Below are 25,614 nucleotides of genomic sequence, written 5' to 3'. Positions count from 1 at the left end.
AGTTTGTGGTTTTAATGCATCAATCCCACCACTTTGGTAGAGTTCCACCCAATGTGTAACATGGGAATGGCGAACCCCGTATTGATGTTGAATAGCGTATGCGGTCATAGATTCAGCCTGAACCAGATTAATATAAAAGAGTTTCTCCTCTAACGTATATCTGAATCCATTTTTCCCCATAAAAATACTCCTCCCTAAAGTAGGCAAGCTTTAATTATTTAGCTTGTCTACCTAAGAAGGAGTATACCCGCGGATGCCTATTAAATTACAGTTTTTTAATTTTTGAGGGGCACTATTTTTGAACCATGAACCTGGACGACGCCTAGATCAGCAGCGATTTCTTGGCAGTTATCCGCAGTGATACCGCCGCCCGGCAGGATCGTAATTCTGGAAGCAGCATATTCTATCAGCTCTTTTAAATGGTCCTGGGTTTCGGCAAGTGAAGCAGATAAGGGGCCGCCGTGAGTCAAGATGCGCTCGTAGCCTTCTGAGACTGCCCAATCGATGGCTTTTTTCTGCTCTGGCAAGTCCATTTCGTCAAATGCCATGTGTAAAACCAATTGCATCCCGCCAGCAGCGGCACCGAGCTGTTCCATGACCTCGTAATCGAGCTTTCCGTCATTGGTTAATGCCCCAAAAGAGATCCCGTCGGCACCAAGTGCTTGAGCTTCGAAAATATCGGCTTCCATGATTTTGATCTCAGTGTCGGAATAAACGTAATTGCCTTTGCGTGGTCGGATCAAAACAACCAAGGGGATATTCTTTTCATGGCAGTATTTAGCCGCCTCAGCGATCACGCCCTTGCTGGGGGTGGTTCCGCCGACTGCCAGGTTATCGCATAATTCGATCCGGGCAGCTCCGTTCGCAATTACGGCCGGAATGTCAGTAAAGTTTTCAACGCAGGCTTCTTTTAATAACAAATTATTCATCTCCGATCGCGGTCTTTAGTTTGAGTTGTCGTTTTCGCCAGCAAATAAAACACAAACACCTTCTGGAAGTGGAATGTCCTGTTGGATACAGGTCAGCTTGCCATTTTCCTGGTTACGTGAATAAAGCGTAGCGTTGTCTGTATTTTGGTTAGCACAAAGCACAAATTCTTCGCTTGGATCAAGGGAGAAATCGCGGGGAAAATCGCCCTCAGTCGAAATCTGCTGAACTAACTGCAGCTGGTTGTCAGCCTGGACTGCGAAAACCGCGATCGAGTTGTAGCCGCGATTGGAAAGATAGACGAATTTACCGTCACTAGAAATCTTAATTGCAGCAGCTCCATTATGTTCGGTCCAATCAGCTGGAATAGTTGGTAAAGTTTGGATCTCAGAAAAAGAACCGCTGCTTTGATCATACTTTAAGGTGCTGATCTGACTGGAAAGTTCTCCTGCCAGGTAAGCATATTGACCGTTGGGTGCGAAGACTAAGTGCCGTGGACCGTATCCAGCAGCTAATTTAAGGACACTGACCTGTTTTAAGGTACCATCATTTAAGATATCAAAGACGTAGATCCGGTCACTGCCTAAATCAACAGCTGCTAAACGCCCGTCTGGAGTTAGATCCGTAAAATGAACATGGGCGCTGTCTTGTTCTTCACGGGGACCTTTGCCGGTCACGACTACTTGGTCGGTCTGCGTGAGAGTATGGTCGGCATTGATGCGATAAACCAAGATCTCGCCTTTGTGGTAATTGGCTGAAAAGGCCAGCTTTCTCTGATTATCGATCCCGATGTAACATGGACTTGCGCCCTCATGCAAAACATCATTGTTATCGATGAAATCACTATCTGCTGTCTGATAACTCGCGATCCCACCTAAATTGTCAGCTGATTCAACGGCGAGCAAGTCTCCTTGTGCGGTCAACCGGATGTAGGTTGGGCCGCCAATGCTGATAGCTGCTTCAGGTGTTGAAACTTCTTTTGTCTTGGTGTCTAACGTTGCTTGGTAAATTCCTTGACTCGTTTTTTTCGTATAAGTTCCAAAGTAGATTTTTTCTTTCATAACTAAATGCTGCACTCCTTTCATCTATACAAGTATAAGTATAGCATCCAAAGGGACAACCGTCTTGGATTTGTTGATAGGGAAGCGGAGTTTGGAGCATAGGGGACTTAAGCCAGGTTAATTTCAATGGTTGATATGCTACAATAAAAGAAAAAACGTTTTAAGAAAGAGGTTGTTTTAATGTTGCGGACAAAAATTACTGAGATCGGACAATATGCCGATTCCAAGGAAGACGGTCTGATGATCATGTTTAACGATACCGCTTCCGCTAAATTACGCGACGTTTCGCTGATCCATGAGCTGGTCCCTGATTTTGACCAAAAATACGATTTAGCGGTCGGGCAAAAAGTGTACTTTGATCAGCAGGCTTATGAGATCACATTTATTGGGGAACTGGTTGAGAGCAACTTGATGTCGATCGGCCATACAATTTTAGATTTTCATGCAGTACCTGCAGTTCCGCGGTCGAATGCAATTTATTTGCGTCCACAAGGTGAACCAGATGTCCACGTTGGCACGATCGTCACTTTTGGCGGCAAATAGGCCAAGATCAATTTATGGCAACTAAAAAACGCTATCCGATCGAATAGCGTTTTTTAGTATCTGCATGATTTTGATGGTGATTTGTTTAGTAACTGTCACCGTTAAAGATCGAATTTTTTACGATCACATAATCAACTTTTCGCAGCGAATTCAAGTCCTTGCCCCCAGCATAGGAAATGGATGACTGCAGGTCTTCTTGCATTTCACGCAAGGTGTCAGCGATTCTGCCGCGGTAAGGAACGAGTAATTTTTTGCCTTCGACGTTTTTGTATTCGCCTTTTTGATATTGGGAAGCTGAGCCGTAATATGTCTTGTACTTAGCGCCGTTTTCGATCACGATTTCACCAGGAGTTTCCTCATGACCAGCAAATAATGAACCGATCATAACCATGGAAGCGCCGAAACGGACTGACTTGGCAATGTCGCCGTTATTGCGGATCCCGCCATCTGCGATGATCGGCTTGCTGGCGGCTTTGGCACAGAGCCGAACTGCTGCGAGTTGCCAGCCGCCGGTCCCAAAGCCGGTTTTAAGTTTCGTGATGCAGGCTTTTCCTGGGCCGATCCCGACTTTCGTAGCATCAGCACCTGCATTTTCTAGTTCGCGTACACCTTCGGGCGTCCCAACGTTGCCAGCAATTACGAATGAACCTGGCAAGTTTTCTTTAATATAGTGGATCATCTTGATCACCGAATCGGCATGACCATGCGCGATGTCAATGGTTACATATTCAGGAACAAAATCTTCCTTAGCTAACTCATCGATCAGCGCATATTCTTCTGCTTTAACGCCGACAGAGATCGATGCAAATAAGCCCTGGTCGTGCATCTTCCTGACAAATTGGAGCCGCTGATCTTGATCGTCGAAACGGTGCATGATGTAGAAATAGCCATTTTGGGCTAACCAAACAGCTAATTGTTCGTCAATTGTTGTTGCCATGTTGGCTGGAACAACCGGGATCTTGAAAGTCATCGGTCCAAACTTGATCGTTGTGTCTGCTTCTGAACGGCTTTCGATAACACACTTATTGGGAACTAGCTGAATATCCTCGTAATCAAAAACTGGCATGTTTACCCCTCACATTCTGCTTTGTGGTTCATTTATTAAAAATATTCGTTCTTAAACTTTTATTCTTTCCAAAAACAGTTGAATTTTACCTAACTTAACAAAAAAAGTCAAATTAAAAGTTGTATCTGCACAATAATGTTCGTCTTTTTATCAAAAAACAGTGGGAGTCGACAGATTTTAGCTGTCTGCTAGGATGATTGGGCAGCTGAGGAACACTTGGGGCTTGCTTGACCGGTGTTTGAAATTCAGAATAAATATAATACAATGATACAGATAGGAGTGGAAACGGCTAAATGTCAAAGAAGAAAAAGCAGCTGAAAAAAACTAATGAAGAACGGATCTTGGATGAAAACGGCTTGGTGTATTCAGAGCTGCAGTTTAATTGGCTCGCAGGCAAAGAGGAAGCCCTCAAGGCGACTGCAGCTGAGGGAATCAGCGAAGAAAGTATTTTAAAGACTATTGTCTGTTTAGGCAGCGATGGTCCAAAGGATTATTTAGTAATCTGCCTGCCAATTGTCTCTGAGATCGACTTAAAAATGGTTGCACGAGAACTTGGTAAAAAACAGATCCACTTGGCGGATAATAAAAAATTGATCAAAATCACCGGTTACATTCACGGTGCCAATACACCAATTGGGATCCATGCTGCAAAGGACTTTCCGATCTATTTCGATCAACGGATCAAAGATCAGTCAGAAATTTGTGTCTCGGCCGGCAAAGTTGGACGTTCGGTCCGGATGCAGCTCAGCGATTTAGTCCAGTTGGTCGAGGGACGATTCATCCAGGTCGCAGCTCAGTAAGTGGATAATTAGGAGAACGTATGAAAAAAATCGAACAAGCAGCTCAATTTCTAGAGCAAAATCGGCAATTATTTCAATGTCCAGTCTGCGGCCAGCCGTTTACAGCAGTCGCTGACAGGGCACTTGTTTGCCCACAAAGACATAGTTTTGACCTGTCGCGTAAGGGTACTTTGTTTATGATCCCGCATAAAATTAAAAGCGAGTATGATAGCGCGCAGATGTGGCAAGCCCGGCGGCGGATGCTGACTTTAGGGTTGTTTGATCCGATCGTTGAAGCAATTGCGGCCCAGATCCCCAATTCTGCCCAAGCGCGGATCCTTGACATCGGTTCTGGTGAGGGGACACCCCTAGCTAAATTACACAGTTTGCGGGCTAAACAAAACGATGTCACAGTGGGGATCGATATTTCAAAAAGTGCTGTCAATCTGGCAACCTCATACGGGGACCAGAATTTCTTTTGCGTAGCAGATTTAGCAGCATTGCCATTTACGGACCAAGCTTTTAACGTTTTAATGGATATTTTTTCACCGGCCGCTTACCAGGAATTTAAACGTGTACTTGTTCCTGGTGGCCAGATCTGCAAGGTGATCCCGAACGGCGGTTACCTTCAAGAATTACGGCAGCTTTTGTATGCCGAAGACAACGTCCACCATAACTATGATAATTCCGCTGTCTTAGATCTATTTGCTCAGCACTTTCCCAACTTTACTCAGCAGCGCATCAAGTATCAATTTGCTTTTGCACCTGAAGATTTTGCGTCCCTGTTAATGATGACTCCTTTGAATTGGGGAGCATCAGAGGAAATCAAGCAGCAGGCGCTCGCACACCCCTTGCAGCAGATCACAGTTGATGTGACCTTACTTAGCGCCGCTAACTAAGTCAAAAAGGACAGGCTTAGAGGCTTGCAAGTCCGGTGTATCAATGTTAGAGTGATGGTGAGGAATGTTTTAAGAGTTGATGTCCAAGCGTCAGCAGCTCTGTAAGATACTTCATCAACGTAGCTAGTCGCAGTGCTTGCACCGAATAGCTGCGTTTTTTTGAGCTTTTTAAGCTAATTAAAAACTAAGCGGACAATTTGAGTCCAAGGAGAGAACGAAATGACGAACCATATCGCTTTATTTGAACCATTAATGCCGGCTAATACCGGCAATATCGCCCGGACTTGTGCCGGAACCAACACGGAACTTCATCTGATCAAGCCCTTAGGCTTCTCGACGGATGACAAGTATCTCAAGCGGGCTGGACTTGATTATTGGGAGCATGTCAAAATTACATATCACGAAAACCTGGTTGAATTTATTGAAAGTATCCCTGACCTAGAGCAGCTTTACCTTGTTTCTAAATTCGCTGATCATGCATATACAGATGTTGATTATTCTGATCAGACTAAAGACCATTACTTTTTGTTTGGTAAAGAGACGACTGGCTTGCCGCAACCGCTGATGCAGCAATATCCTGATAAGTGTATTCGGATCCCGCAAAATGACGAACATATTCGTGCGCTTAATCTGTCTAATTCTGCCGCGATCGTGATCTATGAAGCCGTTCGTCAGCAAAGTTTTCCAGGTCTCGAAACGACCCATCTCTACGAAAACGATAAACTAAAATAAGCGGACGACCAACTAATTTTGCCCAGTCGAAGTTTGTTCGCACAAATGTTCTTTTTACTTAAAAAATGCTATACTAGTGGAACAAGAAAAATGATTTAGCTGCGTTTAAGCAGAGAGCTTTCTGCCGCTCAAACGCAACTTTTCAGAAAGGAATTTTGTCTTGGCAAAAAAGAAAAAGACAGGGCGTAAGCCAACTAAAAAACAACAGCAGATCATCGCTACACGGGTTTCGGGGACGATTTTGGCACTTATTAGTTTGATCGCCGGCATCCATTTAGGTAATTTAGGGATGCTTTTAGCCAACTGTTTTCGATTGTTCGTTGGTGATTTCTATTCGATTGTTGCACTGCTCTTGATTTTTTGGGGCCTAATGATGCTGGTCACGGGTAAAGATCTTCAGGTTAAGAGCAGGTATTTGTGGGGCAGCTTGTCTGCCTTATTTGGCATGCTATTGTTTCTAAGTACATATCTTTTTGGACGCTTAGACCTCCATTCTGAATTTTTTGCTGTTACCTGGCAATATCTCAAGGCGGATTTAGTGTCAAATAGTGTCGGCAGCGCGTTGGGCGGCGGTTTAATTGGTGCTGCCTTGTATCAAGGGACCTACTTTTTGGTTGCCCAAATTGGCAGTTATGTTTTGGCTGTTTTTTTACTGGTTTTAGGAATTTGTTTGATTGCTGGAGTCAGATTAGGACAAGTTGTTGATTTTGCTGGAACTTTGCTTTACCAATTACTGCAATTATGCAAAAAAGGTCTCCAGCAGCTGGCGCGGGCATGGTCCAAAACTAAGCCATGGCTGCAGCAGCGACGGCAAAAGCTGCACGAACAAGTGAAAAAAGATTACTTGGATGAAGAAGAAAAGCAAGATCGATCTGTGCACGATATCGGGGACCAAGAGGGACAAGAGCGATCCGATGAAGGGCTGGCGCAAGAACAAGTTACGATTGAAAATGACATTACCACCGACAAGCACCTGCCCGCTGCACATGCGACTGATGATCCTGCCTTGTGGAGTGAACATTCGCAAGCACCAAAGAAACCAGCTGCTAAAAAGGTCCCGGTGCAGACAACGAACCCTGATTATCAGCTGCCGGAACCTCAATTGCTCCAAGACGTTGCCCCAACCGATCAATCCAATGAAAAGAAGGCTTTACGTCGGAATCAGGACGTCTTGAAGAAGACTTTTAAAAGTTTTGGCGTGGACGTCGAATTAAGGAATACGATTTTGGGACCATCAGTGACTAAATATGAACTGCACCCGGCAATCGGGGTCAAAGTCTCTAAGATCGTCAATCTTTCTGATGACCTGGCACTGGCTTTGGCAGCTAAAGATATTCGGATCGAAGCACCGATTCCAGGCAAGTCGCTAATTGGCATCGAAGTTCCTAACCAGCAAGTAGCGACGATCTCTTTTAAAGATGTTGTTTCAGCAATGACTCCGGACCCGGCTAAACCTTTGCAAGTTCCGCTCGGACGAGATGTTTCGGGCAATCTGGTCACTGCCGACTTGGCTAAAATGCCGCATCTTCTCATTGCTGGTTCAACTGGGAGCGGGAAGTCAGTGGCGATCAACGGGATCATTACCAGTCTGCTGATGAATGATACTCCGGACCAGGTCAAAATGATGCTGGTCGATCCTAAAAAAGTCGAGCTGGGAGTTTACAATGAGATCCCGCATCTCCTGACTCCTGTGGTCACGGATCCGAAGAAAGCAGCACGTGCTTTGCACAAACTGGTAGCCGAGATGGAAAGGCGCTACGAGCTTTTTGCTAACACCGGACAACGCAACATTAATGGCTATAATCAGATGGTCAAACGACAAAACGCGGCGCAAAAGACCGCAGAACCTGCCTTGCCCTATATTGTCGCCATTGTCGATGAATTATCAGATCTGATGATGGTTGCTTCGAATGAAGTTGAAGATGCAATTATTCGGCTGGCCCAAATGGCTCGGGCAGCGGGCATTCATATGATTTTAGCTACTCAGCGGCCTTCAGTGGATGTTATTACTGGTCTGATCAAAGCTAATGTTCCATCCCGGATGGCCTTTGCGGTTTCCTCCGGTACCGATTCGCGGACGATCATTGATTCCTCAGGGGCAGAAAAGCTGCTGGGTCGAGGTGATATGTTATTCTTGCCGATGGGGATGAATAAGCCAGTTCGTGTTCAAGGCGCCTACATTTCTGATGAAGATGTTGAAAATGTAGTGGAATTCGTTAAGAAACAACAAGAGGCTTCCTATGATGAAACAATGGAAGTCACTGATGAAGAAGCTCAAGTCGACCAAGACAGCGACGAAGAGGATGAATTGTTTGCGCAAGCAGTCCAATTTATTACTCAAGAACAGAAATGCAGTATCTCGTTGCTGCAGCGTAAATTTAAGATCGGCTATAACCGGGCTGCAAGAATCGTTGATAATTTAGCTGCCAAGGGGATGGTTGGACCCCAAGAAGGAAGCAAACCCCGGCAGGTCTATCTAAAAAAAGAGGAGCAATAAGCACAACTTGTAAATATTTTTGCAGGCGCACCGGTTAAAATACCGCACATTTTTGGAAATGTGCGGTATTTGCGTACCTAAAATTTTACCTAATTTTCAGCTGATCTTTACTCAATTTTAGATTTATCCTAGTGGTGTTTTTGTCGGCTAGAGTATTATGGCAATCATTGGTTTGATTTTAGGCATACTTCAGCGGATGGACCGTTGTCTTTCTGGTTCATTTCGACTATGATATAGTTTAGCTTCCTATTTTTTTGAAGGAGAATTATTAAGCAGTGAAAATAAGCAATGGCGTTGATTTGACGCTGAAACCAACTAAAAAATTTAAAACTAACCGGATACTTGTTTCGTTTACCACTAATATTTCGACCCCACAAGAGATCACTGCCCGCACACTGCTGGCAGACCTTTTGGAAAGTACTTGTCAAAAATGGCCGACCCAAAGAGATGTTGCGATGAAATTATCCGACTTGTATGGTGCAAGTTTTGGAACTTCTGTTAGCCGCTATGGTCAGGTTTATGGGATCAATTTTATTATCAATGTTGTTAATGACAACTTTTTGCCTGGGCAGACCAATTTATTGCAAGAGGCCTTTGCATTTTTACGGGAGTTGATCTTTGCCCCTCAGATCAAGAATGGCCAGTTTGACAGTGAGATTTTTGGGATCCAAAAAAGCAATTTGAAAGATTATCTGCATTCACTGACAGATAACAAGCAGGGCAAGGCACTGACCAAGATGAATGCTCTTTATTTTAGAGATCAGCTGCAGCAGATCCCACCCGTCGGCCAGGCTGACGATGTTGCCAGCTTGGATGAATTTAAGCTGGCTGAATACTACCAGAAAATGTTAAATGAAGATCAAGTCCAAATTGTTGTTTCTGGTGACGTAACTGAAACACAGGTCAAAGAGGCGGTTGCTGAACTGCCGTTTGCCGCGCGGCAAGTTAAGCCGTTGACTTTACTGTATTCGCAGCAAAGTGAACATGAGATCAGAATTCGAAATGAATACGAAAAAGTCAGTCAAAGCAAGCTCAACTTAGCCTATAATCTGCCCGTTGAATTAAATTCTGCCAAGCGTTATGCGGCGATGGTCTTTAACGAAGCTTTTGGCGGTTCGGCTCTTTCGCTGCTCTTCCAGAATGTCCGCGAAAAGAATAGTTTAGCTTACTACGCTGAAAGCGACCTTGACCTCTTTCGTCAGGAATTATGGGTCCAAACGGGGATCCAGGCTCAAAATAAGGACCAGGTTTTACGTTTAGTTAATGAACAGTTAAAGCAGCTGCAAGCCGGTCAGCTTGATGCAGGACTATTAGAAAAAATTAAACTCGGTTTGATCAACAGTTATATTAGTCGAACGGATAATCAATCAACGGCTTTATCCCGGGCATTAAGTTCCCGACTCCTGGGCAAGGAAGTTTCTGAAAGTGAATGGGTCGCGCAAGTAGCAGCTGTCCAAGTTGCTGATGTGGCTCAAATTGCCCAAGGTGCAGACTTGCAAGCAGTTTATTTTTTGAGCGGAGGAGATGAACCTGCATGAAGAAAATAGCGTATCCGCAGTTCAAAGAAACCCTGTTTCGAACCAAACTTGACAACGGGCTGACCGTTAACTTGCTGCCGCGAACTGGTTTTCATAAAAATTATGCAATTTTGACGATCAATTATGGGGCGATCGATACTGTATATCATGATCAACAGGGAAAAGAACATGCGATCCCTGCCGGCACCGCCCATTTTTTGGAACATAAATTATTTGAAAAAGAAGACCACGATGCTTTTGATATTTTCGGCGATTATGGTGCTGATGCTAATGCATTTACCAGCTTTACGAAAACTAGCTTTATGTTTTCGACGACTTCTGATCTGAAAAAGTGTCTCAATGTGTTGTTGGACTTTGTACAAGAACCTTATTTTTCGGAGCAAACTGTCGAAAAAGAGAAGGGGATTATCGGCGAAGAGATCTCGATGTATGATGATGATGTTGACTGGCAGTTATTCTTTGGGATGTTGCGTAATTTGTATCCCCAAGACCCTTTAAACACAGATATCGCGGGGACCAAGGAAACGATCGCCCAGATCAACGCACAAACTCTTTATGATGTTTATCGTGAATTCTACCGGCCAGAAAACATGGATCTTTTTGTTGTCGGCGGATTTGATCCGGCAGAAGTGCTTGAGACTATCGCTAGCAACCAAGCTGGCAAGGAGCAGCATAATTCACCGCAGCCGCCGGTGCAAAATAACTTTCTGGCAGCATCAGGGAGTAAGATCGAACGTTTGACCTCTAAAAAGATGAATGTCACTCGACCGAAATCGATGGTTGGGGTCAAGGGCTTACAGCCGGTCTCGCCCGGCAAAGCCGGTCTGAAATACAAACTTTCGTTGGAATTAGGACTCTACCTGCTTTTTGGCGAGTCCTCGCAGCTCTTTCAGGAGTTGTATCAAGCAGGGATCGTCGATGATTCGTTCAGTTATGAATTAGAAATTGAACGCGGCTACCATTTCGCGGTGGTTTCAGCCGATACAGCGCATTATCAGGAAATGGAACAGGCAGTCGTCAAAACATTCAAGCATGCTGCTGATTTATTGCAAAATGCCGTCAAGCAGCTGGCACTAGCCAAGAAGGAGTACTTGGGACAGTACATTCAGGCGCAAAATTCTCTGGAAAGTATTGCTAACAGTTATGAAGGAAATCTTTTTGGACAGACAACGGTGCTTGATCAGGCAGCTTTGATCCAAGAGATCAGTTTAGCTGATGTACTTGCTGCGATCAGCCAGTTATGTGACCCGCAAGTACTCAGTATCTACCGGATCTTGCCTGAAGGCTAAAGCAGGGTTGGCGGACCAAAAGCCGCTTTGATCGGAGGAATTAAAAACATGAAATGGGCATTGATCATTGGTGCATCAGGAGATATTGGCACCCAGACTGCAGTGGACCTCGCGCAACAAGGCTGGTCTTTATACCTGCATTATTTTAATAACCAAGAAAAAGCACACGCACTGCGGGAAAAACTCCAGCACGACTATCCATGGCAGGATTTTTTACTCCTGCAAGCTGATCTGTCTCAAACTGAGAGCGCAAGTGCTATTGCGGGCCTGCTTTTTTCACTGGATGCCGTGATTTTTGCCCAAGGGACAACTGATTATGGTTTATTCGCGGATGAAGATCCAGTTATCATGGCGCAGATGCTTTTAATGCAGCTGCAAACGCCGTTGACTTTGGTGCAAAAGGTGCAAGATAAATTGGCCCGTTCCGGTCAAGGACGGATCGTATTTGTCGGCTCAGTTTACGGGGGAGCCGGCAGTGCAATGGAAGTTGGTTATAGTACTGTCAAAGGGGCATTAAGTGCCTTTGCTTCGGCTTATTCCAAGGAAGTTGCTTCGCTTGGGATCACGGTGAATGTTGTTGCCCCCGGTGCGGTCGCAACACGAATGAACCAGACTTTTACACCCGAAGAACAAGAAGCCGTTGCCCAAGAGATCCCGGCCGGGCATTTCGCAGCTCCGACACAGATCAGTTACTGGATCTGTTCTTTGTTAGCTGAAAATGCCTCTTACCTAACGGGACAAACGATCTATGTTACGGGCGGCTGGCTAAAATAATTGTTTCTTAATGAAATGGTTTAACGCTATATGCTATACTAGCTAAAGGTGAATACATTAAACTTTGAAAAGACATGGAGTAATAAAAAGTGAGTGAAATTGGACAAACACTAAAAAAAGCGCGGGTCGATAAGGGACTGACTTTAGACGATCTGCAGCAAACAACTAAAATTCAAAAACGGTATTTGATCGCCATTGAAGAAGAGGATTTCAAAGCATTACCCGGCGACTTTTATGTGAAAGCATTTATTAAAGAGTATGCCGAAACCGTGGGCTTAAACGCAGATGAGCTCTTGTCTTCTTTCGGTGACCAGATCGAAACACAAGATGAAAGTCCGGTCCATGAAGAAGCAACCTCAAGAATGAATTTACGCGAGAAGAATGCTCACCCTGAGGGAGGCAATGGGCAAAAGATCCTGAATTATCTGCCCACGATCGTGATCGTGGTTATAGTGGTCGCGATCATCGGGACGATTTTTGGGGTTTCTTATAATAACCGGCATCAAGCCCAAAAATCGGTCGAAAACGATGTGCAGGTTTCTTCTGATTCTTCCAGCACTAAGAAAACTGCGAAGAAAAAAGCCAAAGATACTTCTAGTTCTGCCAAGAGCAGTTCTACTACTAAGAAGAAGGCCAAAAAGACAACTAAAAAGAAAAAGCAGTCTTTGAGTTTGACTGGTAATTCGGGGACGAATTATAGTTATGTGATGAAAAATGCTCCGCAAAGCAATAAGGTTGCCTTGGAGATTTCCGGCGGCAGTGCTTGGAGTTCAGTCTCAGCCGATGGAACACAGACTTGGCAGGGAACACTTTCTGATGGTCAGGACCATACAGTTACTATTCCTTCTGGCGCCGGCTCGATCACGATCCAGTTAGGCAATTCACAGGCTACGACTTTGAAGCTCAATGGCAAGAAGTTTGACTTCTTGAAAGATAATTCAACACTGACTGTGCGTTCTCTGACAATTCAACTAGGTGAAAGCTCGAATACAGCATCTGATTCGACTGCTTCCAGCTCGAATGCTGGACAAAGCGACACCACAGCTGCCGATAATAACGGCAATACTGTCAGCAGTTCGACTGGCTCAAGTGTTTCAAGCCAAGTAACTGATTCAAATCAACAGTAAGGAGTGAACGTTAATGAACCTTCCTAATAAATTAACAGTGATCCGCATTATTTTGATCCCGGTTTTTATCTTATGTTTGGCTCTGCCGCCGGATTGGGGCAGTGTTAATGCAGCGGGGACGGTGATCCCTGTGACTCAGTTAATTGCTGCGATCATTTTTGCAGCTGCTTCGCTGACAGACTTTGCCGATGGGCAGATCGCCCGCCGCAACCACTTAGTGACTAACTTCGGCAAGTTCGCCGATCCATTAGCTGATAAGATGCTTGTGATGACTGCATTGATCTTTTTGGTCGAGCTTGGAAAAGCACCAGCATGGGTCGTTGCGATCATTGTTTGCCGTGAGTTGGCTGTTACTGGCTTGCGCTTGATCGTGGTTGAAAACAATGGCGAGGTCATGGCTGCGGCAATGCCGGGTAAAATCAAAACAACTTCACAGATGTTTGCAATTATTTTCTTGTTTTTAAACAACATCTTTTTCAGCAACATCCATATTCCATTGGGTGAAATTTTGCTTTATATTTGTTTATTCTTTACGATTTATTCTGGTGCAGAGTATTTTTACAACGCCCGGAGCGTTTTTGCGGATTCATTTGGCAAACAAGATTAGCATTAGACATATTCTTTCAAAATTACAGCTTTCCTAGAGAGGAGAGCTGTTTTTAGTAAGCTGATCTGCTGCCGGTAAAAAAATTATCAAGTTTTAGAAAGAAATTAGCATTTTTTGCGTATTATAAAGTGGAGGCATAAAACATGCATGCAGAAATTATTGCTGTCGGGACAGAAATGCTCCTGGGTGAAATTGTTGATACTAATTCGAAATACATCAGTGAGGGTTTAGCTGATCTGGGGATCGATGTCTATTATCATAGTCTAGTTGGAGATAATGAAACCCGGATGGAAGAGGTTATTTCCTTGGCGGCTGCACGCAGTGATCTGGTAATTTTGTCCGGCGGGCTGGGTCCGACGCCAGATGACCTGACCAAGCAAGTGGTGGCCCGCTTTTTACAGAGAAAGTTAGTTGTGGACCAGGTCGCGCTGCGAAAAATTTCTGCTTTCTTTGAAGCGCGCAAACGGACCATGACTCCGAATAATAAGGTACAGGCGATGTATATCGATGGAGCTGTATCTTTGCCCAATGAAGTTGGGTTGGCTGTGGGCAATTTTTACCATTCTGACCAAGGGGCAGATTTCTTGCTGCTGCCAGGGCCGCCGCACGAGATGGAGACGATGTTTGATCAGACAGCCAAGCCCTTATTAGCCAGCCAGTATCAACGTTCACAGATTTTAAGTACACGCCTGTTGCGTTTTTACGGGATTGGCGAATCTAACCTCGTCACCAAACTAGCTGACTTAATAGATGAGCAGGTCAATCCAACGATCGCACCATATGCTAAGGAAACTGAAGTCACACTTCGTTTGACAGCAACCGGCCAGACAGAAGCAGAGAATCAACAGCTGCTTGATGATCTGGAAGAAAAAATAAGCGCTCGTGTGGGTCGGTATTTATACGGCTATGGAGAAAATAACAGCCTGCCGGCAGTAGTAGTAGAGAAGTTAAAGCAGCGCGGCTTAACCATTTCAGCCGCGGAAAGCTTGACCGGCGGCAGTTTTCAAGCCGCTGTTACTGCCATTCCTGGTGCTTCAGCAGTTTTTCCCGGCGGTTTCGTGACTTATGCCGCAAAACAAAAAGAACAAATGCTGGGGATCGATGCAGATTTGATCGAACGCTATGGCGTGGTCAGTGAACAAACAGCACGGGCAATGGCCGAACGGACATTGGCCTTGACAGACACGGATCTCGCGCTTTCATTTACCGGGGTCGCTGGACCTGAGGAACTGGAAGGTCATCCTGCAGGCACGGTCTGGATCGGCTTAGCGGGCAAACAGATCCCGACCTCAGCTCGCTTGTATTCTTTCCAGTATGACCGCTCTCGCGTCCGCAATAGCGCCGTTATGACCGGATTTTCTCAGTTGTACCAAGCTTTAGCTCAAATAGATTTCAAACGCTAGTTCGATTTTTCTTGCCTTTTTGCAAAATTATCAGTATGATTGATTATAGCGAAAAGCAGGGAGAATTGACTTGCAATTAAGGAGGAACATCACCGTGGCTGATGATAGACAAGCAGCTTTAGATGCTGCATTAAAGAAGATTGAAAAGAATTTTGGTAAGGGTTCGATCATGCGGATGGGTGATAAAGCCGATACGAAGATCTCAACGATCCCTAGCGGTTCGTTGGCATTGGATGAAGCTTTAGGTGTTGGCGGCTACCCTCGCGGCAGGATCGTTGAGGTATACGGCCCAGAAAGTTCTGGGAAGACGACCGTTGCTTTGCATGCCGTGGCAGAGGTTCAGGCTAATGGGGGTACGGCAGCATATATTGACGCTGAAAATGCTTTAGATCCCGTTTATGCTCAGGCGCTAGGAGTCAATATCGATGAACTGCTTTTATCCCAGCCGGATACAGGAGAACAAGGCTTGGAAATTGCCGATGCTCTGGTTTCTTCCGGAGCAGTGGATATTGTGATCGTTGATTCTGTGGCAGCTTTGGTCCCTCGCGCAGAAATTGAAGGGGAAATGGGCGACGCGCACGTTGGTTTGCAAGCGCGGTTGATGTCACAGGCTTTGAGGAAACTCTCAGGAACGATCAACAAAACTAAAACGATCGCGATCTTTATTAACCAGATCCGTGAAAAGGTCGGAGTTATGTTTGGCAACCCTGAGACAACTCCTGGTGGTCGTGCTTTGAAGTTCTACGCGACTATCCGTTTGGAAATTAGACGTGCTGAACAGATCAAAGACGGGTCAGAAATCATTGGGAACCGTGTCCGGATCAAGGTCGTTAAAAATAAGGTCGCTCCTCCCTTTAGAAAAGCTGAAGTCGATATTATGTATGGCGAAGGGATCTCCAAGACTGGTGAATTGATCGATATGGCCGTTGAAAAAGATATCGTTAATAAGAGCGGTTCTTGGTTCTCCTATGGTGAGGAACGCATTGGTCAAGGACGGGAAAATGCCAAGAAGTATATGGCTGATCATCCGGACATGATGGCAGAAGTGACTAAGAAAGTCCGGCAAGCATACGGGATCAGCGGTGAAGAAGAAAAAGTCAGCAAAGATCAATTAGATCTTGACCTGACAGCCGGTGACCAAAAGCAGTCTGATGACTCCAAAACTAAAAAGAAAGCTAAAAAGTAATCTTTGATTTAAGGTAGAATAACAGGATAAAGCCCACTGATTTCTGATGAAAGAAGCGGGCTTTATTGAATTTGTCACATTGAACATGAACCGCAGGTCAATTGAATTAAAAATAATCTCAGCTGTTGATTCTTATTGACAGCAACAGTCAAGTAACCTTAAAATAGTATTGTGTGCATGACCAAAAGCATCGATTAAGACGCAATTGTTGAATTTTAAAGAATAAAATTTAACGATGCGGAGGTGCTGAATTATTTTATATTTAATCATCCTCGTGATCGCTATTTTAGCTTTATTGATCGGTTTTCTAGCAGGAGATCTTAGACGCAAGAAAGAATATGAGAGATCTCTTGATGCTGCGACACAAACGGCGCAAGGAATTGTAGCTAATGCTCGGAAAGAAGCAGAAGCTCAGAAAAAAGAAACTCTTTTGGAAGCAAAAGAGGAAGGCCATAAATATCGCAGTGAAATAGAAAATGAACTCAAGGAAAGACGTTCAGAAGTTCAAAAGCAGGAGAACCGTCTGCTGGCACGTGAAGAAAATTTGGATCGTAAAGATGCAAATTTAGAGAAACGTGAACATACGCTTGAACAAAAAGAAAAGCGCATTAGCTCTGAACAAAGCAGCCTTGATAAAAAGCATCAAGAAGTTTCATCACTGATTTCACAACAACAAGCAAAACTTGAAGAAGTTGCTGCTCTGACCAAGGACCAAGCAAAAAAGGTGATCCTAGATCAGACTAAAGCCGGTTTAGACCATGAAATGGCAGTGATGATCAAAGATAGTGAAGCGCAGGCAAAAGCAAGTGCTGATAAAACAGCGAAAGTCTTAATTGCAGAGGCGATCCAGCGGAGTGCTGCCGATACAGTTTCGGAAACCACAGTCTCAATCGTCAATCTGCCTAACGATGAAATGAAAGGACGTATCATTGGTCGTGAAGGACGCAATATCCGGACCCTCGAGACCTTAACGGGGATCGATCTGATCATCGATGATACGCCTGAGGCAGTCGTTTTGAGCGGCTTTGATCCAATTCGGCGAGAAATCGCAAAACTTGCCTTAGAAAAATTGATCCAAGATGGTCGGATCCATCCAGCCCGGATCGAAGAAATGGTTGAAAAAGCCACGAAAGAGATGGATGCTAAAGTTCGCGAAACTGGTGAAGAAGCAATTTTTGATTTGGGGGTACATTCGATGCATCCTGATTTGATCAAAATTGTCGGCCGGTTGAACTACCGCACTTCTTATGGCCAAAATGTTCTGGATCATTCTCTTGAAGTCGCTAAATTAGCCGGCGTGATGGCTAGCGAACTTAGCGAAGACGTTTCGCTGGCGAAACGAGCAGGTCTTTTGCATGATATCGGCAAAGCAGTCGATCATGAAGTTGAAGGATCTCACGTTGAGATCGGTGTTGAGTTGGCTGAGAAGTACAAGGAAAGCAAGACTGTCATCAATACGATCGCGTCTCATCATGGTGATGTTGAGCAAGAATCTATCATTGCGGTCTTGGTCGCTGCTGCAGATGCCATTTCTGCTGCTCGTCCAGGGGCTCGGAGTGAATCGCTCGAAAACTATATTCATCGTTTGGAAAAACTCGAAACGATTTCGAATGGATTTGAAGGCGTTAAGAAGAGTTATGCGATCCAAGCTGGTCGTGAAGTACGCGTCATCGTTAAACCTGATAAGATCAATGATGCTAAAACTACAATTTTGGCTCGGAATATCAAAAATCAGATCGAAGACGAAATGGAATACCCTGGCCACATTAAGGTTACGGTGATCCGTGAAACACGTGCGATCGAGTATGCTAAGTAAGACTCTGGAAGCTGAAAGTTTACCGTCAGAGGTAAAGCTTTCGGCTTTTTTGATATTATAAGTGGTCTGTTGGAGGTTGTAGTCTGGGACTGCACAATGGACCCTAAAAATGGTAAAATTAAAACTAACTGTATGTATAAAAGAAAAGGTAGAGGAGACAGAAAATGCGGATCTTATTTATTGGAGATGTGATGGGTGAATCAGGGCAGGAAATGTTTGAAAAGACAGTTCCTCTTTTAAAGAGAAACCTCCATCCCCAGCTAACGATCGCCAACGGTGAAAATGCTACTCGCGGCCGCGGTATCAACGAAAAAGTATTTAAAAAATTACAGAAGGCCGGGGCAGATGTGATCACTATGGGTAATCACACGTGGGATAACCGTGAGATCCAAGACTTCATTGGGACTGCCAAAAAATTGATCAGACCGGCAAATTTTTCCGCCGGACAGGTTCCAGGGATCGGTTATACGATCGTTAAGGTCAATTCTGTCTCTGTCGGTGTGCTCAACGTCCAAGGGCGGGTTTTTATGTCGCCCTCGGATGATCCTTTCGCAGTTGGAGAGAAAATAATAGCTCAACTTGAGAAAGAAACTTCGATCATTTTTGTAGATTTTCATGGAGAAGCAACCAGCGAAAAAGAAGCTTTTGCTTGGAATTTTGATGGGCGTGTTTCGGCGGTAGTCGGGACTCATACCCATGTTCAAACCAACGACGCCCGGATCTTGCCGCAAGGAACGGCTTTTTTGTCTGACGTTGGGATGACCGGACCATACGATGGGATCTTAGGCATGCGCCGTGAAAGTGTGATCGGCAGGTTTAAAAATCAATTACCAACTAGATTTGAGGTTGAAACTTCCGGTGGTCAGACTTTGGGCGCAGTGGTGATCGATGTTGATGAAAAAACCGGACGGGCACAGAAAATTAGTAATTTGCGGATCGATCCAGATCATCCGTACTTTGAATAATAAGCATCAGTCAGGCAGACCGTCTACTTAAAAAATCGATCTGTACTCTAGAATTAGGCAGTAAAATATTGCAGAGAAAGGGATGGACCCATGCCCCAGAAGACAAAAAATACCCCCATGATGGAACAGTACCTGAAAGTTAAAGAGCAGTATCCGGATGCCTTCTTGTTCTACCGTCTGGGTGATTTTTATGAAATGTTTAATGAAGATGCGATCAAGGGCTCGCAAATCTTAGAGTTGACTTTGACTTCGCGCAATCGTAATGCTAGCGATCCGATCCCGATGTGCGGGGTACCGCATCATGCTGCACAAAATTACATCGATATTTTGGTTGAGCAAGGTTATAAAGTTGCTATCTGCGAACAGATGGAAGACCCAAAGTTAACTAAAGATATGGTCAAACGAGAAGTCATTCAACTTGTGACTCCTGGGACTCTGATCGATAACAAAGCAGGTGAAGCCAAGGAGAATAATTATTTGACCGCGGTTCATCAAGAAGGGCAGCAGTTTGGATTTGCTTACACTGATCTGTCAACGGGTGAACTAAAAACTGCTTCTTTGGATGGTATTTCTGCGGTTATCAATGAAATGCTCAGTCTGCGAACTAAGGAAGTCGTTGTTGATGATAGTGTGACGTCTGCAACTTTGCAGGCACTGACAGATTTGAAGGTGCTGGTTTCGACCCAAGAAACGAGCACTGAAAAATCTGAGGTCGCCTTTACGACTCAAGAATTGAGTGATCAGCTGGAGATCACTGTTGTCGGGCATTTGGTTTCTTACTTGGAAGAGACGCAAAAAAGGGCGTTAGCACATATTCAAAAAGCGGTCCACTATGAACCTGCACAATTTTTGAAGCTAGATCACCGTGCTAAAAGAAACCTCGAACTATTAGAAAATTCGCGGACACATAAAAAATCCGGGACTCTTTTGTGGCTGCTGGATAAAACTAAAACGGCTATGGGCGGACGCTTGCTCAAGCAATGGATCGACCGGCCATTATTGAATAAAGGACAGATCACTGAACGGCAAGGGACCGTTTCAATTTTGCTTGAAAATTACTTTGAACGTGCCGGATTGCAAGATGAGCTCGCTCAAGTCTATGACTTGGAACGGCTGGCCGGTCGGGTCGCCTTTGGAAATGTCAATGGTCGGGACTTGATCCAGTTAATGACTTCTTTACAGCATATCCCTCAAATCAAGTACCTTTTAGAACAGCTCAATGACGGGCGCTTAGATCATCTGCTGTCAAAACTTGATCCAGTTGAAGAAGTTGCTGATCTGATCGAGCAGGCGATCGTGGATGAACCGCCATTGTCGGTCACAGATGGGAACTTGATCAAAGCAGGCTATAATCAAGAACTTGACGAGTATAATGATGCTTTGGCTAACGGACAGAAATGGCTCGCCGAACTCGAAGCCAAAGAACGCAAAGAAACCGGGATCCATAATTTAAAAATCGGCTACAATAAGGTTTTCGGCTATTACATTGAGGTCTCTAAAGGCAACATCAGCAATCTGCCGGAGGGACGCTACCAGCGCAAGCAGACCTTGGTGAACGCTGAACGATTTATTACCCCTGAATTAAAAGAAAAAGAGGCTATGATCCTAGGTGCTCAGAGCAAAGCAGCTGATTTGGAATATCGTTTATTTACCGATATTCGTGAACAGATCAAGGATCAAATTTCACGATTGCAGAAGCTGGCCCAAGCAATTGCCACACTTGATGTTTTGCAAAGCTTCGCAGTTGTCAGTGAGGAAGGGCACTTTACTTTGCCGCAGTTTGTTTCTGGGCATGAGATCCAAATCAAGGGCGGTTGGCACCCCGTTGTCCAAAAGGTCATGGGCAAGCAAAGCTATGTTCCAAATGACATTGAGATGCCGGCTGACTTAGAAGTTTTGTTGATCACTGGCCCGAATATGTCAGGAAAAAGTACCTACATGCGGCAGCTGGCTTTAACGGTGATCATGGCTCAAATGGGCTGCTTTGTTCCCGCACAAAGTGCCAAGATGCCCTTGTTTGATCAAGTTTTTACCCGGATCGGAGCCGCTGATGATTTGATCAGCGGTGAATCAACTTTTATGGTAGAGATGATCGAAGCCAATCAGGCTTTGAAAAATGCGACACCAAATAGTCTGCTGCTGTTCGATGAAATTGGGCGTGGAACTGCGACCTATGATGGAATGGCACTGGCACAGGCGATCATTGAATATGTTCATGACAAGGTTCAAGCTAAGACCCTGTTTTCAACTCATTACCATGAACTGACGGTTTTGGAAGATAAATTGCCCCATTTAACAAATATCCATGTCGGTGCGGTTGAAAAACATGGTGAACTTGTCTTCTTGCATAAGATGCAAGCGGGCCCGGCAGATCGTTCTTACGGGGTTCATGTTGCTAAGTTGGCAGGCTTGCCGGCTAGTCTGATCCAAAATGCTGATCAGATCTTAAAGCAGCTTGAGCAAGGAGAAAATAAACTGCCTGAGTCGCGGTTAAAGCAAGAGGCGTTAACTGAAGAAGAGGACGCTGCTAATGTTTCCGCAGCAAAAGAGCTCGAAGATGAGCAGCTTTCTTTATTTGGCGAACCCGAACCTAAGAATGATACGACACAAGCCAAGGTTATTCGTGAATTAGAAAATGCCAACTTGATGGCGATGACTCCGATGGATGTCATGAATGCAGTCTACAAGTGGCAGGGACGTTTGAACCGCAAAAAATAGTTGATCCAGACCGGAAAGGAGCAAGGTCATGGCACAGATACACCAATTGGACTCGGTCCTAGCCGACCAGATCTCGGCGGGCGAAGTCGTCGAGCGGCCGGCTTCTGTCGTGAAAGAATTAGTTGAAAATGCAATCGATGCTGGCAGTACTCAAATCGATATCGCAGTAGAAGATGCAGGACTCAAACAAATTACGGTGATCGATAATGGTAATGGGATCCCCGCTGATGAAGTCGAACTTGCTTTTCTGCGCCATGCGACCAGCAAGATCACCAAGCGTCAGGACCTGTTTCAAGTCGTCACGCTGGGATTTCGGGGTGAGGCTTTACCAAGTATTGTCTCAGTCGCTGACGTGACGATGCAGACAGCAATCAGGGACCAGCCGGGGACGTGGATCCACGTTAAAGGCGGCAAGATTTTAGCCAAAAAGACTGCTGAGAGCCGGCAAGGTACAAAGGTCACGGTCAATGATCTTTTCTTTAATACTCCGGCGCGGTTGAAATATTTGAGTTCTGTCCAGACGGAATTGGCAGCGATCACAGATATCGTGGATCGGCTGGCTTTAAGCCATACCCAAATTGCTTTTTCGTTAACTAGCAACGGACGCGAATTATTGCACACCGCGGGTAATGGAAATCTCAAGCAGGTCATCAGTGCGATTTATGGTATTAATGCTGCACGCCAGATGGTTTCTTTTGCTAAGGAAGATAATGACTTCAAGGTCAGCGGTTTTGTTTCTTTACCGAAGCTGACCCGGGCTTCACGCAATTATGTCAGTTTTCTTTTGAACGGCAGATATGTTAAAAACAATCGGCTTAGCCGCGCATTGATTGCAGGCTACGGCTCTAAACTAATGGTCGGTCGTTATCCTTTGGCAGTTATCGAGATCAAACTCGATCCGCTTTTGGTCGACGTGAATGTGCACCCAACCAAACAGGAAGTTAAGATCAGTAAGGAAGACCAGCTGTGCGAGCTCCTTTCTGCCAGTGTCTACCAACGGATCGCCCAGGAGAATCTGATCCCGGATGCCTTGTCCAATTTGCATGGTCAAAAGAAGAAACGACCGCAGTTAGAACAACTTGATTTTGGATTAAATGAGCCGAATTCTCAGTACGGATTGGGGGCTAAACCCCAAGTCACGACCACCGAGGTCCTTGATGCTCTCTTAGGCAAAGAAGCCTCTGCACCGAAAAAAGAACACGCAGAAGTTTCCAGCGTGAAACCTTTGATGATCAGTGATGTGCGAGACCTTTCTTCCCCCGAGGTCAAAGAATGGGATCTAAGGTATGCGCACAAGCAGGACGAGACAAATCAGGCTGATCCTTCTAAAACAGCAGACGATGCGAATGTCCCGCAACAACTCCAAGCTGAGGAGTCGCGGACTGAACCCTTTCCTAATTTAAATTACATTGGTCAGATGCATGGGACGTTTCTGTTTGCCGAGGCGGCGGACGGCTTTTATATCATTGACCAGCACGCCGCCCAGGAAAGAGTCAAATATGAATTTTACCGTGAGCAGATCGGTCAGGTTTCTGACGATCAGCAGAGCATGCTTTTACCGTTGATTTTGTCATATCCGGTCAATGACGCCCTGCGGATCATGCAAAATAGGGATAAGTTGGCAGAAGTCGGCCTTAAGTTAGAAGACTTTGGACAAAACACTTTTGCGGTCAGGCAGCATCCGACTTGGTTTGAAAAAGGTCAAGAAGAAGATACGATCCGCGAAATGATCGACTATGTTTTAGAGGATAATAAACTGACCGTCGCAAAATTCCGCGAAAAAACTGCAATTATGATGAGCTGCAAACGTTCGATCAAAGCCAACCATCACTTGGATGAGCGGCAAGCACGCTCCTTATTGGAGCAGCTGAAAGGTTGTCAGAACCCCTATAATTGTCCTCACGGCCGCCCGACAGTCGTCCATTTTACGAATGTCGATATGGAGAAAATGTTTAAACGGATCCAAGATCCTCACCAAGGGGCAGCTAAGAGAAACTAAACAAAAAGAACAGAGGAAAAATATGTATGAATATTTTATTGGTCTGATCACAGAGGTGACACCGCATTACATTGTGCTTGAAGTTGACGGGATCGGCTACCGCGTAAATGTTGCTAATCCCTTCAGTTATCAAGTTGACCTGGATAAAAAACAGCAGATCTATGTTTACCAGGCAGTCAGAGAAAATGATGTCAGCCTTTTTGGCTTTAAGGACCGGCAAGAAAAGCAATTGTTCTTAAAGCTGATCTCTGTGTCTGGGATCGGCCCAAAGAGTGCGCTGGCAATTCTGGCTACGGATGATCATGCTGGTTTAGTTGCAGCGATCGACGGTAATGATGAAACATATCTGACTAAGTTTCCGAGCATTGGTAAAAAGACTGCCAAGCAGATCATCCTTGATCTCAAGGATAAAATGTCTGATTTAGCCACACAAACACCGCTGATCGATGATCAACTGCAATTCAGCCAGGCTGAAGATCCGGTTTATTTGAAAGAAAGTTTGGAAGCACTCCTGGCTTTAGGTTATACTAAAGCGGAAGTCAAACGGATCGCCAAGAAGCTGCGCGCTTTTGAGGGGGATTCGACTGATCAGTATTTGCGTGAGGCATTGAAACTGTTGATGAAAAAATAGTATAGTAAAGGAGGTCTGCTGTGATGGATGAAGATGAACGGTTGGTCTCAGGCGAAAGCTTCGGGGAAAATGAAGATCAAACCGAATTGAGCTTGCGTCCCACTACTTTGAGCCAGTACATCGGCCAAGATAAAATCAAGCAGGAAGTTTCTGTTTACATTCAAGCCGCAAAGGACCGCCAAGAACCGTTGGATCATGTGCTGCTTTATGGTCCCCCTGGCCTAGGCAAGACGACATTGGCTGGAGTGATCGCCAATGAAATGGGGGTTACTTTTAAGACCACGAGTGGTCCGGCGATTGAAAAACCGGGAGATCTGGTGGCTTTATTGAATGAGCTGCAGCCGGGTGCGATCTTGTTTATCGATGAGATCCATCGTCTGCCTAAAAACGTGGAAGAGATTCTCTATTCCGCGATGGAAGATTTTTATATCGATATTATTGTTGGTCAGGATGCCACAGCGCATCCCGTTCATTTTCCCTTACCACCGTTTACTTTGGTGGGGGCCACGACACGTGCGGGGTTATTGTCTTCACCGTTACGGGCAAGATTTGGGATCGTGGAACACATGAAATATTACACAGATTCTGAATTAGCGCAGGTCGTCTTACGGTCCGCCGAAGTCTTTGATTCTCAGATCGATCCTTTGGGGGCCGCAGAGATCGCACGACGTTCACGGGGAACGCCGCGTGTCGCTAACCGATTGCTAAAACGGGTGCGTGATTTCGCACAAGTGGCGCAAAAAAAGAGTATCGACGAGGAGATCGTGCAGTATGCTTTAAAATTGCTGCAAGTTGACCAACAAGGCTTGGATGAAACTGACCGCAAGCTGCTGCGGACAATGATCGAGCTGTATGGCGGCGGTCCGGTTGGGTTAAGCACGATTGCTGCTAATATCGGTGAGGAAACAGATACAGTTGCTGATATGATCGAACCGTATTTAATGCAAAGCGGCTTTATCAAGCGGACGGCTCGCGGCCGGATGGTGACACCGGCTGGCTATGAACATCTGGGCCTTAGACCCAACGAAAAGAAAAATTAAATTTTAGAAGAAGGTAT

The 25,614-nt window shown here is 45.1% G+C and carries 22 protein-coding genes; 18 read left to right on the top strand and 4 right to left on the bottom strand.

Annotated features, from left to right (window positions below; translation table 11 throughout):
* The 3 genes from LFYK43_RS05375 to LFYK43_RS05365 all read right to left on the bottom strand — a co-directional run.
* On the bottom strand, positions 1-180 hold a 180-nt coding region (locus LFYK43_RS05375), incomplete at its 3' end, for a helix-turn-helix domain-containing protein (protein ID WP_148095604.1).
* A 95-nt stretch (positions 181-275) separates the two neighbouring features.
* Positions 276-920 (bottom strand): copper homeostasis protein CutC, encoded by a 645-nt coding sequence (locus LFYK43_RS05370; RefSeq protein WP_124976170.1) that lies wholly within the window; start codon positions 918-920, stop codon positions 276-278.
* Positions 921-944: 24 nt separating this feature from the next.
* Positions 945-1,988, bottom strand: a complete 1,044-nt coding sequence (locus tag LFYK43_RS05365; RefSeq protein WP_124976168.1) for a lactonase family protein — start codon at positions 1,986-1,988, stop codon at positions 945-947.
* A 180-nt stretch (positions 1,989-2,168) separates the two neighbouring features.
* Here LFYK43_RS05365 and LFYK43_RS05360 point away from each other — a divergent pair, with 180 nt between their 5' ends.
* The gene (locus tag LFYK43_RS05360) at positions 2,169-2,531 is read left to right on the top strand and encodes a PTS glucitol/sorbitol transporter subunit IIA (protein WP_124976167.1); all 363 of its coding nucleotides are present in this window, start codon (positions 2,169-2,171) and stop codon (positions 2,529-2,531) included.
* Between the two features lie 85 nt (positions 2,532-2,616).
* Here the strand turns inward: LFYK43_RS05360 and LFYK43_RS05355 are convergent, their stop codons facing one another.
* Positions 2,617-3,597, bottom strand: a complete 981-nt coding sequence (locus LFYK43_RS05355; RefSeq protein WP_124976165.1) for a GMP reductase — start codon at positions 3,595-3,597, stop codon at positions 2,617-2,619.
* Between the two features lie 293 nt (positions 3,598-3,890).
* Between LFYK43_RS05355 and LFYK43_RS05350 the strand changes: the two genes are divergently transcribed.
* The 17 genes from LFYK43_RS05350 to ruvB all read left to right on the top strand — a co-directional run bounded on the left by LFYK43_RS05350 (position 3,891) and on the right by ruvB (position 25,597).
* Positions 3,891-4,397 carry a YbaK/EbsC family protein gene (locus tag LFYK43_RS05350; protein WP_124976163.1) on the top strand — a complete coding sequence of 169 codons (507 nt, stop codon included), beginning with the start codon at positions 3,891-3,893 and terminating at the stop codon, positions 4,395-4,397.
* A gap of 20 nt (positions 4,398-4,417) precedes the next feature.
* A complete protein-coding gene (locus tag LFYK43_RS05345; protein ID WP_124976161.1) occupies positions 4,418-5,275 on the top strand; it encodes a methyltransferase domain-containing protein in 858 nt (285 codons plus the stop codon).
* Positions 5,276-5,494: 219 nt separating this feature from the next.
* On the top strand, positions 5,495-6,007 hold the full coding sequence (gene trmL / locus LFYK43_RS05340; protein WP_124976159.1) for a tRNA (uridine(34)/cytosine(34)/5-carboxymethylaminomethyluridine(34)-2'-O)-methyltransferase TrmL: 513 nt from the start codon (positions 5,495-5,497) through the stop codon (positions 6,005-6,007).
* Between the two features lie 160 nt (positions 6,008-6,167).
* Positions 6,168-8,504, top strand: coding sequence for a DNA translocase FtsK (locus LFYK43_RS05335; protein ID WP_124976157.1), 2,337 nt, complete (start codon positions 6,168-6,170; stop codon positions 8,502-8,504).
* A 275-nt stretch (positions 8,505-8,779) separates the two neighbouring features.
* On the top strand, positions 8,780-10,042 hold the full coding sequence (gene yfmF, locus LFYK43_RS05330) for an EF-P 5-aminopentanol modification-associated protein YfmF (protein WP_124976155.1): 1,263 nt from the start codon (positions 8,780-8,782) through the stop codon (positions 10,040-10,042).
* The gene (yfmH, locus tag LFYK43_RS05325; protein WP_124976153.1) at positions 10,039-11,331 is read left to right on the top strand and encodes an EF-P 5-aminopentanol modification-associated protein YfmH; all 1,293 of its coding nucleotides are present in this window, start codon (positions 10,039-10,041) and stop codon (positions 11,329-11,331) included. Before yfmF ends, yfmH begins: the two co-directional genes overlap by 4 nt.
* A 48-nt stretch (positions 11,332-11,379) precedes the next feature.
* On the top strand, positions 11,380-12,105 hold the full coding sequence (gene ymfI, locus LFYK43_RS05320; protein WP_124976151.1) for an elongation factor P 5-aminopentanone reductase: 726 nt from the start codon (positions 11,380-11,382) through the stop codon (positions 12,103-12,105).
* An 89-nt stretch (positions 12,106-12,194) separates the two neighbouring features.
* A complete protein-coding gene (locus tag LFYK43_RS05315; RefSeq protein ID WP_124976149.1) occupies positions 12,195-13,232 on the top strand; it encodes a helix-turn-helix domain-containing protein in 1,038 nt (345 codons plus the stop codon).
* 13 nt (positions 13,233-13,245) lie between these two features.
* Positions 13,246-13,839: a CDP-diacylglycerol--glycerol-3-phosphate 3-phosphatidyltransferase gene (gene pgsA / locus LFYK43_RS05310; RefSeq protein ID WP_124976147.1), complete on the top strand. Its 594-nt coding sequence runs from the start codon at positions 13,246-13,248 to the stop codon at positions 13,837-13,839.
* 143 nt (positions 13,840-13,982) lie between these two features.
* The gene (locus LFYK43_RS05305) at positions 13,983-15,242 is read left to right on the top strand and encodes a competence/damage-inducible protein A (protein WP_124976145.1); all 1,260 of its coding nucleotides are present in this window, start codon (positions 13,983-13,985) and stop codon (positions 15,240-15,242) included.
* Positions 15,243-15,336: 94 nt separating this feature from the next.
* Positions 15,337-16,428 (top strand): recombinase RecA, encoded by a 1,092-nt coding sequence (recA, locus tag LFYK43_RS05300; RefSeq protein WP_124976143.1) that lies wholly within the window; start codon positions 15,337-15,339, stop codon positions 16,426-16,428.
* Between the two features lie 250 nt (positions 16,429-16,678).
* A complete protein-coding gene (rny, locus tag LFYK43_RS05295; RefSeq protein ID WP_124976141.1) occupies positions 16,679-18,244 on the top strand; it encodes a ribonuclease Y in 1,566 nt (521 codons plus the stop codon).
* 164 nt (positions 18,245-18,408) lie between these two features.
* The gene (locus LFYK43_RS05290) at positions 18,409-19,209 is read left to right on the top strand and encodes a TIGR00282 family metallophosphoesterase (protein WP_124976139.1); all 801 of its coding nucleotides are present in this window, start codon (positions 18,409-18,411) and stop codon (positions 19,207-19,209) included.
* Positions 19,210-19,299: 90 nt separating this feature from the next.
* Entirely contained in the window at positions 19,300-21,927 is a 2,628-nt protein-coding gene (gene mutS, locus LFYK43_RS05285) for a DNA mismatch repair protein MutS (protein WP_124976137.1), read from the top strand.
* Positions 21,928-21,955: 28 nt separating this feature from the next.
* Entirely contained in the window at positions 21,956-23,926 is a 1,971-nt protein-coding gene (gene mutL, locus LFYK43_RS05280; protein ID WP_124976135.1) for a DNA mismatch repair endonuclease MutL, read from the top strand.
* A 22-nt stretch (positions 23,927-23,948) separates the two neighbouring features.
* Positions 23,949-24,557, top strand: coding sequence for a Holliday junction branch migration protein RuvA (gene ruvA / locus LFYK43_RS05275; RefSeq protein ID WP_124976133.1), 609 nt, complete (start codon positions 23,949-23,951; stop codon positions 24,555-24,557).
* Positions 24,558-24,580: 23 nt separating this feature from the next.
* A complete protein-coding gene (gene ruvB / locus LFYK43_RS05270) occupies positions 24,581-25,597 on the top strand; it encodes a Holliday junction branch migration DNA helicase RuvB (RefSeq protein WP_124976131.1) in 1,017 nt (338 codons plus the stop codon).
* The last annotated feature ends 17 nt before the right edge of the window (positions 25,598-25,614 follow it).

Source organism: Ligilactobacillus salitolerans (genome assembly GCF_003864415.1).
Lineage (GTDB): Bacteria > Bacillota > Bacilli > Lactobacillales > Lactobacillaceae > Ligilactobacillus > Ligilactobacillus salitolerans.
Note: the sequence above shows the minus strand (reverse complement) of the source record. Positions and strands in the feature narration are given on the sequence as shown.

Coding starts and splice junctions, on each gene's coding strand:
- LFYK43_RS05365 (WP_124976168.1), bottom strand. CDS start 1,988: ATGAAAGAAAAAATCTACTTTGGAACTTATACGAAAAAAACGAGTCAA.
- LFYK43_RS05360 (WP_124976167.1), top strand. CDS start 2,169: ATGTTGCGGACAAAAATTACTGAGATCGGACAATATGCCGATTCCAAG.
- LFYK43_RS05355 (WP_124976165.1), bottom strand. CDS start 3,597: ATGCCAGTTTTTGATTACGAGGATATTCAGCTAGTTCCCAATAAGTGT.
- LFYK43_RS05350 (WP_124976163.1), top strand. CDS start 3,891: ATGTCAAAGAAGAAAAAGCAGCTGAAAAAAACTAATGAAGAACGGATC.
- LFYK43_RS05345 (WP_124976161.1), top strand. CDS start 4,418: ATGAAAAAAATCGAACAAGCAGCTCAATTTCTAGAGCAAAATCGGCAA.
- trmL (WP_124976159.1), top strand. CDS start 5,495: ATGACGAACCATATCGCTTTATTTGAACCATTAATGCCGGCTAATACC.
- yfmH (WP_124976153.1), top strand. CDS start 10,039: ATGAAGAAAATAGCGTATCCGCAGTTCAAAGAAACCCTGTTTCGAACC.
- ymfI (WP_124976151.1), top strand. CDS start 11,380: ATGAAATGGGCATTGATCATTGGTGCATCAGGAGATATTGGCACCCAG.
- pgsA (WP_124976147.1), top strand. CDS start 13,246: ATGAACCTTCCTAATAAATTAACAGTGATCCGCATTATTTTGATCCCG.
- LFYK43_RS05305 (WP_124976145.1), top strand. CDS start 13,983: ATGCATGCAGAAATTATTGCTGTCGGGACAGAAATGCTCCTGGGTGAA.
- LFYK43_RS05290 (WP_124976139.1), top strand. CDS start 18,409: ATGCGGATCTTATTTATTGGAGATGTGATGGGTGAATCAGGGCAGGAA.
- mutS (WP_124976137.1), top strand. CDS start 19,300: ATGCCCCAGAAGACAAAAAATACCCCCATGATGGAACAGTACCTGAAA.
- mutL (WP_124976135.1), top strand. CDS start 21,956: ATGGCACAGATACACCAATTGGACTCGGTCCTAGCCGACCAGATCTCG.
- ruvA (WP_124976133.1), top strand. CDS start 23,949: ATGTATGAATATTTTATTGGTCTGATCACAGAGGTGACACCGCATTAC.
- ruvB (WP_124976131.1), top strand. CDS start 24,581: ATGGATGAAGATGAACGGTTGGTCTCAGGCGAAAGCTTCGGGGAAAAT.